This is a genomic window from Rhizobium sp. BK312, from assembly GCF_014193605.1.
Classification (GTDB): Bacteria; Pseudomonadota; Alphaproteobacteria; order Rhizobiales; family Rhizobiaceae; genus Rhizobium.
The window spans coordinates 1-15,222 of sequence record NZ_JACHZP010000018.1 but is presented as its reverse complement, the minus strand read 5'-3'; the positions used below and the strand labels follow the sequence as shown (position 1 = coordinate 15,222).

Here is a 15,222-nt window from a genome sequence, read left to right as displayed (position 1 = left end):
ATCACGGGTCAAAGGTGAGGACCGGCCGGGCGAGGCCGAGAAGGCCCTTGTCCGGAACCGGCCCGAAATATCTTGAGTCATAGGAGCTCGCATAAGGTGAGTGGAGGAAAAGATGTCCAGAGGGCACGATACCGCCAGCGAAGGGCTCGATCGCTCTGCCCTCGCCGTCGGCTGTTCGAAGATGCGACGAATCGAGCGGCCTGCCGTCGATCATCACTTGGCTGCCTGTATCGATGCGCTGGCCTGGCAGCGCCACCACCGTTTTGATGAGCGGTGCGGTCCAGTCGCGGCAAAGCCCAAAATGGAGATATCCGCGGCGTCGCGCCTCCTCGAACTGGGACGTCACGGGTGGACAAACAAAGACGAGATCGCCAGAGGCGACCGGCCTGTCCAAGCGAACGATCTGCCACAGACCGAGCGGCTCGCTCGGCGTGAGATTCAGCCTGTAGCCCCCAACGAACCCGGTCGCGCAGATCCCGATCATGAGCAGAGCCGAAGAGGCGATGAGATGGCTGCCGCGGTGGCGGGTCATTGTATCATCACCCGACTTTGGCGTTCAGTGTGGCGCAGTTCCTCGGTCTGTTTCAGCGTTTCCGCCGTTCGTTCATGGGCGGCCAGCTGCTGTGCCGTGCGCATCACCGGCCAGGCTTGCCTCAGCTCTTCGCGCTCCTGCGGCTGCAGGCCGTCTGCAAGCTTCTCGAACAGCGGACCCAAAGGTTCGCGGGCTGCATTGATGAGCAGCGTTCGCTCGCCGAATCGCTCGGCCACCGCCTTGCCGAAGCCGTCGATTTCGAGCTTGGCCTCACGATCGCTGAGCGCAAATCCGAGTGCGGCAGGAAGATCGTTGCGGTCGATGGCGTCACGCACGCGCTCCAGCACAATACGGGCCGCGGGCGAAAGCGCGGGAATGTCGATCGAAACTCGATGGCGAAGCAATTGTTCTTCTGCCTCCAGGCGATGCCTGATCGTCTCGCGTATGTCGAGATAGCGTTCTATGTCGCGTTTCAGCGTCGGCACGTTGATGTTCGCGACGCGGCGATCCTCGCGATCAGCCTTGCTGGCGAGAACCCCGGCCCTACCTTTCAGCGCGCCGACGGATTCCGGCTCGCTTGCAAGTTTCTGCAGCGTCTGCCGTGCGATCTCCGGATCGGCAAGAACGGCGTCGAAGTTCATCGCCCGGAATGCCGTGTCGGGATCGGCGAAAACGTAGCGGAAGCGCGTCGAGACGTCTTCCCATTGCCTCTTCAGTGACGGATCGTCCGCAAGTTTCTCGTCGACCGTATCGGCGAGGGATCTGACGAATTGCGCTACGCCGGCGACCATCGGACGGGCCTCCTTCTTCCTCTGAGTTTCGTGGAACTGTACCAGGCCGAGACGTTCGCCGATGGATCGCAGTCGGACGGCGAGATCGGTCAGTTTCTGTTTCTGGCGCAGTGTCCAGTCCATCCGATCGCGCAGGATTGTTCGTGCGACCTGAACGATGTGCAGCCCGCGGTTTTCCGCAAACGCGAGCGCCTGCCGGTAGAGCGTGCCGCGCTCGTAGTCGAGGGTCGTTTCTTTGGCATTTCTCCGCGACAGGATCGCTGTCAATCCGCCATTCAAATCGAAGGACCGGCGCCCGAAAAATAGCTCCAGATCCTCGCGATGGCGGGTCATCGCGACATAAGTCAGGTGCCGATCGAGCGAGAGCGATGCAAGCACCTTCACCCGGTCGACCGTCGCGCCCTGAGACTTGTGGATCGTGGTCGCATAGCCGTGGTCGAGATTGTTGTAGAAGCGTTGTTCGACCGCGACCTGCCGCTGGTGATCGCCTTCACCGACCAGGGCCGCGATGCGGCCTGGCGCTGCTTCGGTAACGCGACCGATCATGCCGTTCTTCAGGCCGAGCGACCCTTCATTCTTGAGAAAGACAATCTGGTCGCCGGCGTCGAAGTGCCGGATGCCGTCAGCGGTCCTGAAGGCGTGTCCCTCACCGACGGTGCCGCGCTCGACAAGTTTCGCGCGGGCGAGCGTGTTGAGCATGTGCACATCACGACGCAGATGGGCCAGCATCAGCATCGACTTCCTCGGATCGTAGTCGCGGTTCCAGGATGCGATAAGGCTTTCGACGGCTTCCGCCTTCAGCCTTTTGCCGATCACATGACCGCGGGTGCGGTAGGCGAGAAGCGCCTCACCGACTTTGCCGCGTCCAAGATCGAGCGCGGCATGCCGCATCCAGTCCTCGCGCTGGCGATAGACCCTCTCGAGCTCCGCATAGCCGATGCGTTCGACCATAGCCCGGAACGCGGAGCCAGCCTCGATTGGCTGGAGCTGCTGGGGATCACCGACAAGGACGAGCTTCGCTCCTGCTTTGACTGCCGCATCCACGAAGGCGGCCATCTGTTTCGAGGCGATCATGCCGGCCTCGTCCATAACGAACACCGTCTTCGCGTCGAGCATGTCGCGCTGTTGTTTCCAGCGCAGCTCCCACGACGCCAGAGTGCGGCTCGCGATCCCGGCCTCCTTCTCCAGGCCTTCGGCGGCCTTGCCCGCGAGTGCTGCGCCAACCACGCGATAACCGGCAAGCTCCCACGCCTCGCGGGCTGCCTTCATCATCGTCGTCTTGCCGGCGCCGGCGCGGCCGACAATCGCCGCGATCCGGGCGGCGCCCGCGACATGCTCGATTGCGGCTTTCTGCTCATCGGACAGCCGCGCATGGCGCGCAAAGACGGCCTCCAGGACTTTCGCGGAAACGCCATGTGTCTCGCGTGCGGAGAGCCAGATGGAACGACGCGCCATTTCAGCTTCGAGGCGGATCAATGCCCGCGTCGTGTAGCGCGCCGGCACGCGCTCGCCGGTCGCAAAATCAATGCTGTCGCCTTGCAGGCGCAGCACCTCGGCGCTCTGGAAAATGCGCGCCATCAGCTGCTGGAAGACTGCGGGATCGTCGACATAGCGATGGAGCACCTTGGCGACATCTAGGTTGTCAAAGACGCTCTTTTCGGACGTGATCAGGTCGAGCCCGATCGCGGGATTTCCGAGGATACGACGGGCGTTTTCCGCACGGCGCCGCTCGTTCAGCTCGATCCGCTCGAGCTTCGACCGGACACCCTGATCTTGCGCCTTGCGCTCGATCGCCTTGGCCCCGACACCGAGATGAACGGTGGGCTCCAGGTCGATGCCCTGCTTCTCATAGGATCGGCCATCGACGCGAAGGTCGACGCCGTTCAGCGCCAGATGGTTGTTCAACCGCTCGAACCACGCCTCGCGAAACACCTTGAAGTCGCCGGTATCGCCGGCCCATAGCCGGTAGAGGATCTTGCCCGTCTCGGTCCGAAGCGGCTGACCATCTTCGCCGATCACAGGAACTTTCTTCGCGCCGAAGCCGTCTTCCGTCAGCGGACGCAAGGTCATCATCAGGTGGATATGCGGATTGCCCGGATTGTCGTGGTAGACCCAGTCGGCCACCATGCCTTTCGACAGGATGTGCTTTTCGACAAAGTCGCGCACAAGCGCGATGTTCTGCTCGGGCGTAAGCTCCAGCGGGAGGGCGATGGTCAGGTCCTTGGCAAGCTGCGCGTCGGATCGCTTCTCAAACGCCTCGACCTTGTTCCAGAAGGCTTCCGAAGCGACCGCGACCGAGCGATCCGAAATCAGGCTGCGCACCCATTGCGGGGCATCGGCTGGAGCCAGGAATTCCTCATGGAGAAGGCCCTGCTTGGCAGTGTAGTCGATCGTTCGGGTTTCGCGCTCGTAGGCCATCCGGGCACAATGCCGATAGGCTGCCGACAGCACGGCACTGCGGCCGTCGCCGCGGCTGACGATGTTGACGGAGAAGTGGGCGATGGCCACGGCGATAGAGCTCCAAGGTTTGAACATCGTTCGTTGAGAGACGCGGGCCCACGTCAGGGCCGCCACGCAAGGGCGTCGCGTCAGCGACGTATAATTGCGCCCTTGGACCCGCTCCTTCGGAACGGCGGGATGATGCTCCAATGTGTCGGCGATGCCGACGTGCAGATCTGCACCTATGCCTGACGGCGCTTTCGAAAGAGTCTGGCGCTGCTGACGCAACGCCAACTCCAAGAGGAGCGACAACGGAAAATGAAGAAGCCGTCATCGAAGATCAGGGAAGAGATCACCCGCCTGCAGGAGCAGCTGAAAGCAGCCGAAACACGCGAAGCCGAGCGCATCGGCCGAATAGCACTGAAGGCGGGCCTGGGCGAAATCGAGATCGAGGAGAACGCACTTCAGGCCGCCTTCGAAGATGTCGAGAAACGCTTTCGCCAAGGCAAGGTACAGGCGACCGGAAAGCGCAATGAAGACGGAGAGACGCCACGTCTTGGCGCGGCCGCGGCGCTCGCGACTGGGGCGGTTCAGAGCAGCGCTGGCGAGGTTTGAGCGGATGCAGCGATCGGCGACATCGAATGCCAGAAAGAAGGACACGCGCGAAAAAATCGAGCTCGGCGGCCTGATCGTCAAGGCCGGGCTCCGCTACGAGAAGCGTTCTCTGCTGCTCGGCCTGCTGATCGATGCAGCCAAGCGGATCAGGGGCGACGAGACGGAGAAAGCCCGACTAGCGGCGATTGGCGCGGAGGCCTTTGGTTGTGACGGCGAATAGGCTGCTTCTGGCAATCCTGCCCGCGGCAATCATGATCGCAGCCATGATCCTAACGTCGGGTATGGAACATCGGGTGGCGGCGCTCGGGACATCAGCGCAGGCCAAGCTGATGCTAGGAAGGGCTGGCATCGCCCTGCCCTACGTTGCGGCAACGGCGATCGGCGTTGTTGCGCTGTTCGCCGCCAATGGTTCGACAAATATCAAAACTGCCGGTCTGAGCGTGTTGGCCGGAAATGCCGTGGTCATTATCATCGCCATGACACGTCAGGCCATTCGCCTGGCTGGCGTTGCCGGCAACGCGCCAGCCGGACAATCGGTCCTCGCTTATGCCGATCCGGCAACGCTGATTGGCGCGGGCCTGGCCTTTATTGGAAGCGTCTTCGCTTTGCGGGTTGCGATAAAGGGGAATGCCGCCTTCGCAATGGCAGCCCCGAAGCGGATCGGCGGCAAACGCGCTGTCCACGGCGAGGCCGACTGGATGAAACTACCCGAAGCCGCAAAGCTGTTTCCCGAAGCCGGCGGTATCGTCATCGGCGAACGTTATCGCGTCGATCGCGACAGCGTTGCCGCTATGCCGTTCCGCTCCGATGAACCGCAAAGCTGGGGTGCCGGCGGCAAGTCGCCGCTGCTCTGCTTCGACGGCTCTTTCGGATCGTCGCACGGGATCGTCTTTGCCGGCTCCGGCGGTTTCAAGACGACGTCGGTGACGATCCCGACCGCGCTCAAATGGGGCGGCGGCCTCGTGGTGCTGGATCCGTCGAGCGAGGTCGCGCCGATGGTCAGCGAGCACCGGCGTCAGGCTGGCCGGACAGTAATCGTGCTCGATCCGACCGCGTCTGGTATCGGCTTCAATGCGCTGGACTGGATCGGCCGTCATGGCAATACCAAGGAAGAGGATATCGTCGCCGTCGCCACATGGATCATGACCGACAATGCGCACACCGCGTCCGCTCGCGACGACTTCTTTAGGGCCTCGGCGATGCAGCTCCTGACCGCGTTGATCGCCGACGTCTGCCTGTCAGGACATACGGATGAAAAAGACCAGACTTTGCGCCAGGTCCGCGCCAATCTGTCCGAACCCGAGCCAAAACTTCGGGCGCGTCTGACGAAGATCTACGAACAGTCGAATTCGGATTTTGTGAAGGAGAACGTCTCCGTCTTCGTCAACATGACGCCGGAGACGTTTTCCGGTGTCTATGCCAATGCGGTCAAGGAAACACATTGGCTGTCCTACCCAAATTACGCCGGTCTCATCTCTGGCGACAGTTTCTCGACCGACGATCTCGCAGACGGCGAGACGGACATCTTCATAGCGCTCGATCTGAAAGTGCTGGAAGCGCACCCGGCCTTCGCGCGCGTCGTCATCGGCTCGCTGCTAAATGCGATCTATAACCGCAACGGCAATGTAAAGGGTCGAACCCTTTTCCTGCTCGACGAGGTGGCACGTCTCGGCTATCTGCGCATCCTCGAAACCGCACGAGACGCAGGCCGCAAATACGGCATCACGCTGACGATGATCTTCCAGTCGCTCGGCCAGATGCGCGAGGCTTATGGCGGGCGTGATGCAACGAGCAAATGGTTCGAATCCGCGTCGTGGATTTCTTTCTCGGCGATCAACGATCCTGACACCGCAGACTACATCTCCAGGCGATGTGGGGACACCACGGTCGAGGTCGACCAAACCAATCGCTCGTCCGGAATGAAGGGATCGTCACGATCGCGATCAAAGCAGCTCAGCCGCCGACCGTTGATCCTTCCGCATGAGGTTCTGCGCATGCGCGCGGACGAGCAGATCGTCTTCACCTCAGGCAACGCACCCCTTCGGTGTGGGCGCGCCGTCTGGTTTCGCCGCGAGGACATGAAGGCCTGTGTCGGGGAGAACCGGTTTCATAAAGTCGGAAAGCCGTCTAAAGCCTCCGCGATCGGACCGGCCAGAGCCGCGAGCTAGGCTGATCCAGAAAGATGAAGAGTATCGGAGAAATCAGCGTAAGCGCCGCCCCGCGGGGCGGGATTTCGGGAATTCTCGTCGTGCAAGGAGCGGGAACAGGGCAGCCGCAGGAGCCTCGATACCGTGGCTGGAAGGGAGGCGCGACCGACTGCGCCCCGCGCCTCGCACACCGTTTGGCCGCCCGTTCAACCAACTCGTCTCGACTTACGGAAAAGACGACTCCTTTTCCGCCGCAAAAGCGGGATGAAGCCGGCAGTGTCGACATCGAGCGGATGGCGGTTCGCCATCCCGGAGATGTTGCTACAGCTTTCCAAATTGACATATCGACAGGACTGCTCATGGAATTGGGTTCACGTTCGCCGGATTGGCCGCAATTGTCCTGGCACACTACATTCTATTCTCGCAAAGCGGAAAGCGTCTCTCTCCTTCAGGATCAAATACTTGGTGTTCAGCACTCGTATTTTGCATGACAGCATTATAGTGCGTTGTGTACGAGCCAGACCTATCGATCACCATACAGTCGGGCATCGCTATCGTCATCGCGACGCTCGCCGTCCTCTTGTCTTCGCGCAGCGGTGATCTGGGATGAATGAGCCTAGCCGAAGATCGTGCGGGATCGCATGCCGTGGGGCCACACGCAAAAAGCGTCCACCCATCCCCTATTCGACATGGCCCATCATCACCGAAATGAATCGATCCATGCCGACCGATTCATAAGTGTCGTTGGACGCGGCTGCTGAGATCAACGATCCTCAGATCATGATCTCACAACCCTACCAGCTCTATGTCGAACGCACGGACGAAGCCCGCAACATGGCTCGCTTCTATGCCATGACGATCGAGCCCGATCTGTTCGGTGAGGTCTGCCTGGTACGCCGCTGGGGCCGGATCGGAGCGCACGGTCAGACGAAGGTCCAGCCTTTTGCCAGCGAACGCGATGCTGTCATGGTCTTCCTCGATCTTCTCCGACAGAAGAGAAGCCGCGGGTATCGAACGGTCGCTTCGGCGGCTCGGTATCAGGCTTTTCTTCCGGAAAAAGGAGAAGAAACCCAACTTCGCGGGTAATCGCAATGGCCCTTGGCAATTTAAGCGCTATCGACTTGAGGGTCAGTGCTACGACTAAGACAGCGACGATGAGGGGTGGAAATTGCCATCCTTCTGTATCGAATGGAGATGCAGTCGCGAAGACGATCCTAAGGCTTCGCCCATCTTCGTCGAAAGCCTCGACGTTATTGGAAAGTATCTTCCAGTTTCCTCGCCGCCTGTTCGGGCGGGACCAGATTAGCTGGAGAGCCTGTCTTCGCCTTCGAGCTCGGCGAGCGTTGCGTGGATCGGAGCCCGGAAACTCGGATCGTCAAGCTTGACCGAGAGGTAGTCGCGGCCCTCACCGGAGATCTTCTGCCAGGCGGCGCCGAGTTCAACATTGCCGGCGTAGAGTCGGAACTGTGGGCCATTATCAGAGGTTTCTCGACCCGAGCGATGCGGGCCTTGACGTTGAGGGCGAGTGTGCGAAAAGCCGTTTTCGGTGGAGGTGAAGGTGCCGATGGTTGCCATTGTCGTATTCCTTTTCTCGTGTTCGGGCCGCGCCCATCGCGGTCTCGACGTCTGTCGCAAAGACCGGTGACGATCGGACCGCACCCGATGGCCGGAATACAGTGCAGGGCGGCAACTGCTAGTTTTGTTCGTCGGAGAGGAATGGCGGCTCAGCCGACAAGGGTCGGAAAAGTGGTTTTGGTCGTTGCGGAAAATCGATCGAGACCCAACAACTCTTCGGTGAGACAAGCCTCACCGAGCCCGCACGGACCGGCCCATTGTTGTCATGAAAAGAAATTCACACGTAGTGCCCCGTCAAACGTCGATTGCAAGCAAATTCTCTCCTCCCCGGATTGACTTTAAGTTACGACGAATCAAATGCTTGCTCGCCTGACAGAGGAGAACACTGATGGCCGAAGAAACCAAGATTGAGAACACTGCGACGACAGAACCGGTGGCCGCAGCATCCGTTGAGAAGAAGACACGCAAGCCACGGACGCCGAAGCCTGCCGCCGAAGCCAACTCCGTCGATGCCACCGCCGCGCCTGCCGAAAAGCCGGCCAAGAAGACGCGTGCGAAGCGTGGCTCCAAGACAGCTCCGGCCAAGGCAGAAAAGACGGTCGCACCGAAGACCACCGCCACTCGCGCACCCCGCGTAAAAGCTGTTGCTTCCGCTCCGGTTGCCATCTCTGCTGAGGTCATCGACGATATCGCCGACCTCATCAAGCTTGAGGAAGAGAATAAGCAGCTTCGAAAAGAACTCTCTGAAAAGCTGCGCGCCGAGAATGCAGACCTGCGCAAGCGGCTCGGAAAGGCCTGAGTGCTGGTTTTGAGCGGCGCCATGTGCGATGGCGTCGCCGATCTTTCGTCTGATTGGATCAAGATCAATGCGGTCTTGCCGACAGTGAATGACCGCGGCAATGTCTCGCCGCCATGCTTTGAAGGTTACATGTGATGAAAACACCATGGAGATTTGTGGCTGACCTGGTGTCGCGAAAACCGAAACCACATGGTCGTGACGAGAGCCCGGCAATCGAACCGAAGACCATTGCCCTCGAATACAAACCTGTCCCCGAAGAGAAACAACCTGGCCTCGACGCGACCGTAGTCGACCGCTCCGCAGAACCCGTCTCCGAGGCGCAAGTCGAGACAAGCCAACCGGAGCCTGATACTAATCCTGGTGAAGTCGGAACAGCGGCATCAGTTGCGGCAGAAGCTTCTGCGGCTGCAGTCGGTACTGAAGAGTCCGCAAACCTCGCCACCACGCCGCGGGCCGAGGAAACCTCACCTGCTTCACCTAAGACCAAAGCTGCCGAAACACCGGTGAAGCCGGCGTCGGCACGTCGAAGGAAGGTTGAGCCTATCGTGAAGCCGACGGCTTCGGTCGGAACTGCGTTAGAGAAAACTCCTGCCGTCGCAGCCGGCCCGAAATCCTCTACGGATGAAATGGCCGACCTCGATGCGGAGGTTGCGGCGTTGCGGCGTCAGCTTGCAAAGAAGCTCGTCGAGCAGAACGCACAATTGCGCAAGATGCTCGCCAGGTTTGACGCGCGCTAATTGCGGACCACCATTCCGACGGGGGAAAAGGCCCCGCCGGTGGCGGAGCCCGTGATGTCAATCAATCTCGGTTCAGGCGGGACCAGATGAGCTGGAGACCGTCTTCGCCTTCGAGCTCGGCGAGCGTTGCGTAGATCGGGGCTGGGAAGCTCGGATCGTCAAGCTTGACCGAGAGATAGTCGCGGCCCTCACCGGAGGTCTTCCGCCAGGCGGCGCCGAGTTCAACGCTGCCGGCATAGACGCGGAACTGCGGGCCTTTGTCGGAGGGGTTTTCGACGCGGGCGATGCGGGCCTTGACGTTGAGGGCGAGTGTGCGAATGGAGCCGGTGAAGCCGTTTTCGGTGGAGGTGAAGGTGCCGATGGTTGCCATTGTCGTATTCCTTTTCTGGTATTCGAGCCGCGCCCATCGCGGTCTCGATGGCTGTCGCAAAGACCGGTGACGATCGGACCGCACCCAGCCGGGGCCGCCGGCGCGCCTGCGCGCTGGGGTGGCATTGGGCCGTAATGAAATGGAGGACGACAAGTCGCAGATTTGTTAGTCGGCGAGGAGGAAGGCGCAGCCTTCCGGGGTAAGAAATCTGAGGCCGTCGTTGCGGGAAGACGATCGAGGCGCAGCCGGTCTCCGGTCAGACATGCCTCATCGAGCCCGCAGATGGGTTGCCGGAAACTGCGACGGGAAGGGATATGGCAATGGCGTTCCGCCACATTCGCCTTGGGCACGAATGGCATCCTGCGTCATGTCCAGTTGGACCGCTGTTGTTGCTTGCTTCGATCGGGGATAAGCCTTTCTGCTAACATTGGCCCGCTTACTTGCTGCGCCCGGTGCGATATCGTTGCATCGCGAATCGCTGCCTGGAGGATCAATGCGTCAGCAGACCAAACCGTTCGTCATCGAACGCAAACCATCCCGTAAACCGAAAGCCGACCCCGTAAAACCGTCGATCTGGGGAAGGCTGGATGCTGACATCGCGCAAGGCCTGCGAGACCAACTGGACAAGGACCAACAGAAGATGGATCACGTGGCGGCGATGGATGGTGACGAATGTGCTTGAGTGTCAGGTCGCGAGCCTCCCATCGACCCCCGGCTGCAGCGAACGCAGGAAGCTCACGGCGCTCTGTGCGTGAGCGCGATGCGCGACATGAATTTGCGAGAAAACTGGCCGAGAGGCTTCGGATCCTCGATCGCCCAGGACGTGGCGAGGTTATCGGAATTGAACTTGTCGACGATGACCCGAGGCCGAGGTGTAGAGCTTTGCGCGCCGGGCTTGCGTTCCGGGTATCTGGACGGCGCGAGCGCTGGCCGCGGGCGGCTGGCTGGAAATCAGGTACAGCAGCGGTTTCGGCTTTCCATGCCTGCCGGCGAGGATGAGCATCACGCAGGTTGGCCGAGCCTTGCGGCCGCCTTCTTACCACGTTCATGCCGGCGACCCCAAAGATTACGAGCAGAGTATGGCGACCCCTGCCGCGCATCAGTCATCACGGCCGCCATCGCGCGCGACGGCGTCGAGGCCAGCCAGCATTTCGTCACGCTCGGCGCCGACAAGATCCGGAACGGTTTCCAAGATCGGTTAGGGAAAAGCTGGCCATATCTGTTCTCCTTGCTTGTTCAGCTAAAAGAGGTGAATTAGCTGTTTTCGACAGGTGGGGAATGCGCTCCAGACAGGAAGAACTGCTTGGTTGAGCTTTGCCGCCGGTGGCAATCACCACGCTACCTCAGAATGCCGCTAACCCTATGTTGATCGCTCCGACCTCATTCCGGCAGACGGTAGACCTCGGCATTGTCCTGCCGGTCCCGGAGGCCTTTATACGAAGCGTGACGCAGTTTGCCGTCATCAGTCCAGGCACGATACTCAATTTCGGCGATTAGTGTCGGCTGAACCCAGACGACACCGCGCTGTTTCAGCGCGATAGGCGCCCGGGATGTCTTGAGTTTGTCCAGATCCTTGCGAAGCCTAGTTGCATCGCGCTCATTGAAGCCTGTTCCGACGTTGCCGACATAGATGAGATCGTGGCCTCGATAGGCCGCGAGAAACAAATTGCGGATGCCACCGTGTGCAACAGCGGATGGTTCATAGCCGACGATGAAAAAGCTGTCGCTCTGGACGCATTTCACCTTGATCCAGTCACCGGTACGGCCGGAGCGATAAGGCTGCTCACGGTTTTTGGCGATGATACCCTCGAGTCCATGCGCACATGCGGCAGCTAAAAGTTCGTCGCCATCGGCTTCGACCGCCTCGGAGAGCTTAATGACGCCGGCATGACCGACGAGAAACCCTTCCAGGATCTGCCGACGCTCAGCGAGGTCCAGCTTCGTAAGGTCGTGTCCATCGAAATAAAGCAGATCAAATGCATAGAAGATGGCCTCATCTGCCCGGCGGTGCCCGCCCCTTCCCCCAAGGGCTCGCTGAAGAGCGCCGAAGCTCGACTTTCCCTGCTCATCCAGGACGACAGCCTCTCCGTCGAGAATCATCGTCGCGCCGAAGTCGGCGGCCTCCTTGGCGATTGTCGGAAAGCGATCAGTCCAATCGTGCCCTCCACGCGTCAGAATGCGCACGTGGCCGGGTGCAACATGGACGGCAAGTCGATAGCCGTCCCATTTTATCTCATAGAGCCATTGCGGCCCTTTCGGGACCTCGGGCTTCAGAAGCGCTAGCGCCGGCTCGATCCGCTCCGGCATTTGATCGAGCGGCAATTGCGGCTGGTCTGGATCACGAGCTTTGCGGGCTCGGCTCCGCAGCGGCATTTCCGAGGAGGCGAGAAGTGGTTTTGATGACTTACGCGGGGACTTCGTCATGGAAAACAGTGCAACAGAGAAAGCTTAATGAGTCGAGTCTTTCCTCATCCCGACAACTCACCAAGCACGCTTCAATTTCCACTGGTCGTACGGCATCCAACGGAGCGGCGCCGTGACATGGATGATCTCAGGTAATGTTTTCGTCGATTTTCGGGACACTTCCCGAAGCGCAAGAGGCACCGACCGCTATGATCGGCACCCCTTGATAAGATCAGCCGACGGCACGATCTTCGCTGCTGGTCCCTTCAATATCCTCCGGCAGATCACCAAGATGTCGGTCGTGGTCGTTTCCCGTGGTTGTTGCGGCTGCCAAAGCCTCGTTTTCACCCTTCGAGCCTGTAATGAGCGCAGCGTCGGTGCGGGGGGCTGAACAAAAGGCAAAGCGATCCCGGACGATGCAGGAAAAGCCGCTATCGGTCCAAACCCGAAACCCTTCTGGGACCTCCTCTTCAAACCACCGGTCACCAGCTTCGATGCAGTCACGAATATTGTTTAAGGTGACGAAAAATGCGCCGCCCCACGATGAGGGAACGCGAGCGTGAATTGCATTGGCCAATGCCATGGGACGAACATGCCCGGTGATTTCCCGCAGATTGGGGATGGCGACGGGGTGCGCGGTGTTCATAGATGCTCTCCGGTAGAGTGGTGATAGATTGAGAGCGCCGCCAGGGCGGCGGCGCTCCTGCAATCCGGTCAGGATTTCAGAGCGGCCATCCGTTCGCCGAGCAGCCAAAGCGCCTTGTTGAGTTTGATGTCCTGATCGATACCGTTCACGGCGCGGGACTTTACGCGGCGCGGCCTGCCAAGATCGTCACGGCCAACACCACGCAATCCGCCCTTGATGGCGTTTTCCTGCACCACGTTCCAGACCGTCCAAAGATCGTCCGCGCGATCGTTATGACGACGAGGGATAAGTAACTGTTCGGCCTTGATCGGCGTTGTCGTTTCGCCTTCACTGTCACCAAATCGCAGGACATGGGCGGCGTCCGCCAGAATATCCCTCTCATCGCGATCCAACCTTAACATTGACCAGTCCTGTGGAGCGGCAAGGGTGCGCTCGGCTTCGCCGAGAACGCGATAGGTGCCCTCGATGACCTTATGCTGCACATCGCCGGAATGACGCACCTTGATGGCATCGATGGTGCCGGTCTGTGTGACCAGGGAATTGAGGCAACGGACCCGAAACAGCCCGGCCATCAATTCGTAAGCGCTAGTTCCGTCATTGGCATTCTTGAGGAGGGTCTCGCAAACGGTATCGCCGACGTTGTAAACCTTGCCGTCATCGATGCGGCGCAGGCGAATAAGATGCTTGGTGAAGTCGGCCTTTCCCTCTATGCGGCTGCGCGACTGCTTCGCCCCGACCGGCATAAAGCCTTCCCGCATGAGACCCCGCAGAATCTCGATCGTAGGAATGGGCTGGAACCGTTCGGACCGGCTCTCATGGGCGGTCACGGCAAAGATTGACGGCGCAACCCGGCGCATTTCGGTTTCGGTCAGTGCGCGGCAAGTGTCGAAACGCGCGGTCTCGGTATAGATGCTCATTGTCGGTCTCCATTGGTTGCGGTTGTCACCTCCGAAGGGCAAGTCCCCTCGGGCGAAGCCTCCCCGGTCTTTCCTGGGGAATGGCCTCTGACATTCCCCGGGACAGAGGGGGGAGGGCGAAAGCCCGCCCCGCGGCGTCAAACTGGTCTGTCAAGCGGCGCGGCGCGGAAGGCGGGGCGTCTTCACGGGTCCGCTTGCGGACTGGCGCGGAAGATGAACCGGCTTCACGGGCCGCTTGACCGGCCTGGGCGGCGATGTCATGGGGCGAACAAATGGAAGCGGCCCGAAACGGGCCTCATGATGGGGTGCGCCCGCACCCCGACCGAAGAGTGGAACGTCAAATGATCGCTTGCGGGCAAGCGCAATCCTTCAAAAATGGAGAGCATCGGAGAAATCAGCATGGCGCCGGCCGTTGGCCGGGATTTCGGGAATTCTCGACGCGCAAGGATCGGAACAAGATGGGGTGGTTGCCGTCCTCCCCTCACGGCATTGCAATATGCCAGATGATGTGGTTGTAGCCCACAGGACGGAGAAGACGGCAAAATGAAAGACACGATGATCGGGGTGGATCTGGCAAAGAATGTTTTCGTACTGCACGCAGCAACGATGGCGGGCGAAGTACGGTATCGAAAGAAACTGTCACGAGGACAGTTTCTTCGCTTCCTATCGGAACAGCCGCCAGCGATTGTGATTATGGAAGCCTGCGGTAGCGCCCATTACTGGGCCCGTGAGTTGGTCAAAGTGGGGCACGAGGTCAGGCTGATCGCTCCGCAATATATCCGCCCTTTCGTGAAGCGCCAGAAGAACGACGCCGCCGATGCTGAGGCAATCGTCATCGCGGCCCGTCAGCCCGAGATGCGTTTCGTCCCACCCAAAACTGCGGATCAGCAAGCTCGGGCGGTTCTGTTCCGGGCGCGCGAGCGGATTGTCCGCCAGCGAACGGAATTGGTGAACGCTTTGCGTGCTGTTCTCTATGAATATGGCCAAGCCATTCCACAGGGCATTGCTCACATCCAGCGCATTGAAGCGATCGTTGAGAGGGCTGAGATCGACCTGCCTGAACTCGTGCGGGAGGAGTGCCGTGATCTTCTGGCTCAGATAGACGAGAAGACAGCTCGGATTAAGGAGAAGGCCAAGAAGCTCGTGGACCTGTCTCGGCAGAGCGGAATCGCGCATCGACTTCAAACGATGCCTGGCGTGGGTCCGCTGGTGGCACTGGCGGTAGAAGCCTTCGCGCCAGCGATGGAGAAT

Annotated in this window: 17 protein-coding genes; 10 read left to right on the top strand and 7 right to left on the bottom strand. The window is 60.2% G+C overall.

Features of this window, described 5'->3' with window-relative positions; translation table 11 throughout:
- Nucleotide 1: 1 nt before the first annotated feature.
- Both traF and traA read right to left on the bottom strand, forming a co-directional pair.
- On the bottom strand, nucleotides 2–484 hold the full coding sequence (gene traF / locus FHT85_RS29805; protein ID WP_246780159.1) for a conjugative transfer signal peptidase TraF: 483 nt from the start codon (nucleotides 482–484) through the stop codon (nucleotides 2–4).
- A 44-nt stretch (nucleotides 485–528) separates the two neighbouring features.
- A complete protein-coding gene (traA, locus tag FHT85_RS29800) occupies nucleotides 529–3,831 on the bottom strand; it encodes a Ti-type conjugative transfer relaxase TraA (protein ID WP_183775071.1) in 3,303 nt (1,100 codons plus the stop codon).
- Nucleotides 3,832–4,080: 249 nt separating this feature from the next.
- Between traA and traC the strand changes: the two genes are divergently transcribed.
- The 4 genes from traC to FHT85_RS29780 all read left to right on the top strand — a co-directional run bounded on the left by traC (nucleotide 4,081) and on the right by FHT85_RS29780 (nucleotide 7,610).
- Entirely contained in the window at nucleotides 4,081–4,377 is a 297-nt protein-coding gene (gene traC / locus FHT85_RS29795) for a conjugal transfer protein TraC (protein WP_112339416.1), read from the top strand.
- Between the two features lie 4 nt (nucleotides 4,378–4,381).
- Complete coding sequence (gene traD / locus FHT85_RS29790) at nucleotides 4,382–4,597, top strand: type IV conjugative transfer system coupling protein TraD (RefSeq protein ID WP_112339415.1); 216 nt, start codon at nucleotides 4,382–4,384, stop codon at nucleotides 4,595–4,597.
- Nucleotides 4,584–6,545, top strand: coding sequence for a Ti-type conjugative transfer system protein TraG (gene traG / locus FHT85_RS29785; RefSeq protein WP_112339414.1), 1,962 nt, complete (start codon nucleotides 4,584–4,586; stop codon nucleotides 6,543–6,545). The genes traD and traG overlap by 14 nt, the downstream gene beginning before the upstream one ends.
- Nucleotides 6,546–7,304: 759 nt before the next feature.
- Nucleotides 7,305–7,610 (top strand): WGR domain-containing protein, encoded by a 306-nt coding sequence (locus FHT85_RS29780; protein ID WP_112339442.1) that lies wholly within the window; start codon nucleotides 7,305–7,307, stop codon nucleotides 7,608–7,610.
- 216 nt (nucleotides 7,611–7,826) lie between these two features.
- On the opposite strand, the gene FHT85_RS29775 is transcribed toward FHT85_RS29780, so the two are convergent.
- Nucleotides 7,827–8,099 carry a DUF736 domain-containing protein gene (locus FHT85_RS29775; RefSeq protein ID WP_409527363.1) on the bottom strand — a complete coding sequence of 91 codons (273 nt, stop codon included), beginning with the start codon at nucleotides 8,097–8,099 and terminating at the stop codon, nucleotides 7,827–7,829.
- 388 nt (nucleotides 8,100–8,487) lie between these two features.
- Here FHT85_RS29775 and FHT85_RS29770 point away from each other — a divergent pair, with 388 nt between their 5' ends.
- Genes FHT85_RS29770 through FHT85_RS29765 form a run of 3 tightly spaced genes read left to right on the top strand, consistent with a single transcriptional unit; the run spans nucleotide 8,488 to nucleotide 9,635 of the window.
- A complete protein-coding gene (locus FHT85_RS29770; protein WP_112339413.1) occupies nucleotides 8,488–8,898 on the top strand; it encodes a transcriptional regulator in 411 nt (136 codons plus the stop codon).
- Nucleotides 8,899–9,033 carry a hypothetical protein gene (locus tag FHT85_RS30910; RefSeq protein WP_281412996.1) on the top strand — a complete coding sequence of 45 codons (135 nt, stop codon included), beginning with the start codon at nucleotides 8,899–8,901 and terminating at the stop codon, nucleotides 9,031–9,033.
- Nucleotides 9,033–9,635: a hypothetical protein gene (locus FHT85_RS29765; protein WP_112339412.1), complete on the top strand. Its 603-nt coding sequence runs from the start codon at nucleotides 9,033–9,035 to the stop codon at nucleotides 9,633–9,635. Before FHT85_RS30910 ends, FHT85_RS29765 begins: the two co-directional genes overlap by 1 nt.
- Nucleotides 9,636–9,696: 61 nt before the next feature.
- Here FHT85_RS29765 and FHT85_RS29760 read toward each other — a convergent pair whose 3' ends face one another.
- The gene (locus FHT85_RS29760; RefSeq protein ID WP_112411991.1) at nucleotides 9,697–10,005 is read right to left on the bottom strand and encodes a DUF736 domain-containing protein; all 309 of its coding nucleotides are present in this window, start codon (nucleotides 10,003–10,005) and stop codon (nucleotides 9,697–9,699) included.
- 493 nt (nucleotides 10,006–10,498) lie between these two features.
- Between FHT85_RS29760 and FHT85_RS29755 the strand changes: the two genes are divergently transcribed.
- Nucleotides 10,499–10,687 (top strand): hypothetical protein, encoded by a 189-nt coding sequence (locus FHT85_RS29755; RefSeq protein ID WP_112339410.1) that lies wholly within the window; start codon nucleotides 10,499–10,501, stop codon nucleotides 10,685–10,687.
- Between the two features lie 78 nt (nucleotides 10,688–10,765).
- Complete coding sequence (locus FHT85_RS29750; RefSeq protein ID WP_183775067.1) at nucleotides 10,766–11,263, top strand: hypothetical protein; 498 nt, start codon at nucleotides 10,766–10,768, stop codon at nucleotides 11,261–11,263.
- A 122-nt stretch (nucleotides 11,264–11,385) separates the two neighbouring features.
- Here the strand turns inward: FHT85_RS29750 and ligD are convergent, their stop codons facing one another.
- The 3 genes from ligD to FHT85_RS29735 form a co-directional block, all read right to left on the bottom strand.
- Nucleotides 11,386–12,429, bottom strand: a complete 1,044-nt coding sequence (ligD, locus tag FHT85_RS29745) for a non-homologous end-joining DNA ligase (protein ID WP_112411990.1) — start codon at nucleotides 12,427–12,429, stop codon at nucleotides 11,386–11,388.
- A 211-nt stretch (nucleotides 12,430–12,640) separates the two neighbouring features.
- Nucleotides 12,641–13,054, bottom strand: coding sequence for a hypothetical protein (locus tag FHT85_RS29740; RefSeq protein ID WP_112339408.1), 414 nt, complete (start codon nucleotides 13,052–13,054; stop codon nucleotides 12,641–12,643).
- Nucleotides 13,055–13,122: 68 nt separating this feature from the next.
- Nucleotides 13,123–13,971 carry a DUF932 domain-containing protein gene (locus tag FHT85_RS29735; protein WP_112411989.1) on the bottom strand — a complete coding sequence of 283 codons (849 nt, stop codon included), beginning with the start codon at nucleotides 13,969–13,971 and terminating at the stop codon, nucleotides 13,123–13,125.
- Between the two features lie 543 nt (nucleotides 13,972–14,514).
- Here FHT85_RS29735 and FHT85_RS29730 point away from each other — a divergent pair.
- The coding region (locus FHT85_RS29730) for an IS110 family transposase (protein WP_183775064.1) at nucleotides 14,515–15,222 on the top strand (708 nt) is incomplete at its 3' end.